At 39.4% G+C, this 2,447-nt stretch carries 3 protein-coding genes; 2 read left to right on the forward strand and 1 reads right to left on the reverse strand.

The features are described 5' to 3' along the window. A partial coding sequence (locus AB4653_RS21800) for a DUF2500 family protein (RefSeq protein WP_372105339.1) occupies positions 1 to 191 on the reverse strand: 191 nt, incomplete at its 3' end. Between the two features lie 244 nt (positions 192 to 435). On the opposite strand from AB4653_RS21800, the gene AB4653_RS21805 reads away from it, so the two are divergent. Further along, complete coding sequence (locus AB4653_RS21805) at positions 436 to 810, forward strand: hypothetical protein (RefSeq protein WP_009848229.1); 375 nt, start codon at positions 436 to 438, stop codon at positions 808 to 810. A gap of 928 nt (positions 811 to 1,738) precedes the next feature. Further along, positions 1,739 to 2,359 (forward strand): lysoplasmalogenase, encoded by a 621-nt coding sequence (locus AB4653_RS21810; protein WP_009848230.1) that lies wholly within the window; start codon positions 1,739 to 1,741, stop codon positions 2,357 to 2,359. Positions 2,360 to 2,447: the final 88 nt, after the last annotated feature.

A 2,447-nucleotide genomic window follows, 5' to 3' on the forward strand; every position in this document is an offset into this window, starting at 1 on the left:
ATCCAATACTCTTGATCTTCTTGGCCAGGTTCTGCATCAGGAAGGTCGATGGATTGTTTGTCCAACACAGTGACGTTCACTTTCTTTTCTGGCGCATTTTCACCTTGTGAGTGCTTTCGATAGAAACCAAGAAATACCCAAGCCGCTAGACCGGCGAGTGCAAAGATGGCAAAAAAGAGTGAATTAGGCATGTAACCTCCATGTAGTCGTGATGGTTATTCTAATCTTTCAAGCAATAGGGATATGTGTTTCAAGCCGTTATTCGTGAACTGTTGTAAGCCAAGCTGATTATTTTTCGGCAGACATCACATTTAGAGGCCAGTTTGGGATAAAGCATTGTTATTTATTGTCTCTTTCTCTCGTAAATAACAGTGATTTTGTATAAGAATAGGGAAATGCTCGACTAGAATTATAGTGTGGAGTGGGAGGGCTAATATGACCGATATTGAAAAAGTGGTGACAAGAACTCGTAATATAGAGAAATTATTGAGGCTTCAATATCATGCCGAAGGCGAAGGATTGCATGAGCTTGTGTCAAGCTGTGAAGAAAGGCTACCGCACGATACGGTGAGTAAGCTGCGTTATATCGCAACGTGTCGTAATAAGGTAGTCAATGAGCATGAGGCTAAGTTGGAAGACCAGCATAAGTTCATCATGATGTGTAACGACTGTGAGAAGGAGTTGACTCCACGTAGTGGTCGTTTTATTTGGCGAGTTGCAATCTTACTGATGATGGCAATGACTTTAGCTGCTGCTGGTTTCTATTATGCGAACTGGGATGTGTTAACACTGCATCTGTTTTCGAAATGAAAAAATTGAACAAAAAAAGGGACGCTAATGGCGTCCCTTTTTTTATCTGTAACTTGCTTAGTACATCATCGGTAGTGTCATTAGACCTACAACTACCGCGATCATTACAAGTCCTTGTCTTTGCGAAGATGAAATCATAACACTACTCCTAAATTTGGTTGTCTCTCGCTATGTTTTAAAGAATAGCACTACTTATGGCTTTAGATCAAGAATTACTTTCGAAGCCTTTAAAAGTGATAGAAAACTATTGGGTTTTCTATCACTTTTGCTATGTTTTACTGTGTATTTTGGGGAGCTTTTATTTTGTTCGTTGTGATTTATTTTTGTTCTCATTTGGTTTAAGTTGTTGTTTTGTAATGGTCATTTTGTGTAATTTATATTGTTAAAGGTTGTTAAACTGTATTAATAGGGCTTGGTGGTGTCTAGGTTTGTTTAATTAAGCTTTATAGGTTTTAGGTTTAATTTTTGTGATGGTTTTTTGACAGGAAGCTTAGCGAAACCTGACAAAGTGGTTTTTATAAAGGTAATTTACGCACTTTGTAAGTCTAGGTTTGTATAGTGTTGGAAAGTTCTATGTAAGTCTGTTTTTTGATTTTAAGTGTTTGTTTTTAATATTTTTGTGTATTTGATTTTGAACTTTTAGTTATGTGGTATTTGCAATATATAGCGACATATTGTGGCGTTGGCAGGATAGAAGTGATTGGAATTTAAGTTTGGGTTCTCTAGCGTCAATTTATATGAGTTTTCCGAACAATGAGTCTATTTTAAAAGGAATAATCACTATCGCTGCAGGTATTGTGACGACTTCAATCTAAAGATGCTCTTTTTAGTGGAAGCGTAATCAAGATCCAATTTTGAAGGGCTGAGGCTTTACATCAACATCCGTGTGCCTAGACTGGCGACGATTAAAAGCAATAGGGCAAATGATATGTGGAGTTGGTTGGCGGTTTCCTTGTCTGGTATTGGAGCAATAACAGGAACGAAACATGGGCATATCGGTCAGGCTTTATTGTATAAGGTCTTTACCTTTGTATTATTGGCGATTATTGCTCTAACTCAATCTGTTGTCGTTGATTTTACCTATTGGGTAGTCGCTGGGTTAGCTATATCCGCGATCGCAGATGTGCTTCATACTGTTACTCAAAAACGTCTTCTGCATTTTGTGTGTTTCCTGTTGGCTCAACTTTGTTACAGCAAAGCATTTTGGTTACAGCTATCAGGAGAAATGGTCTGGTGGTTGTTCGCGCTGCTGTTAGCTGCATGTATCGTTGCTTTCTTCCTATTACTCCCTCGCTTAGACAAACTCGTTTTTCCAGTGGTTATCATGGGTATTGTACTCATTCAGCTTGCTTGGGCTTCTGGTGAAGTCTGGTTACTTGAGCCTCAGCTATCACATGCTGTTGGTTTTGTTGGTTGCTGCGTGCTGCTGCTTTCCGCATTGGCGTACGCCCTAAATTTCTATCGCAGCCCAATTAAGGGCGCTTATTTTTGGGTAACGGGCAGTTACTTTCTTGCACACGCTCTCATCGTTGCTTCCCTCACCATTTAGGGTAGAGCTAGCTTAACTCTGAGCTACATCAAGGCAGCTCAGATGAAAGTAGGTACTCTACGTCTACTTCATTTAACATGAGATAGAC

The organism is Vibrio sp. 10N.222.48.A3 (assembly GCF_041475345.1).
In the GTDB taxonomy this organism is placed as follows: Bacteria; Pseudomonadota; Gammaproteobacteria; order Enterobacterales; family Vibrionaceae; genus Vibrio; species Vibrio tasmaniensis_A.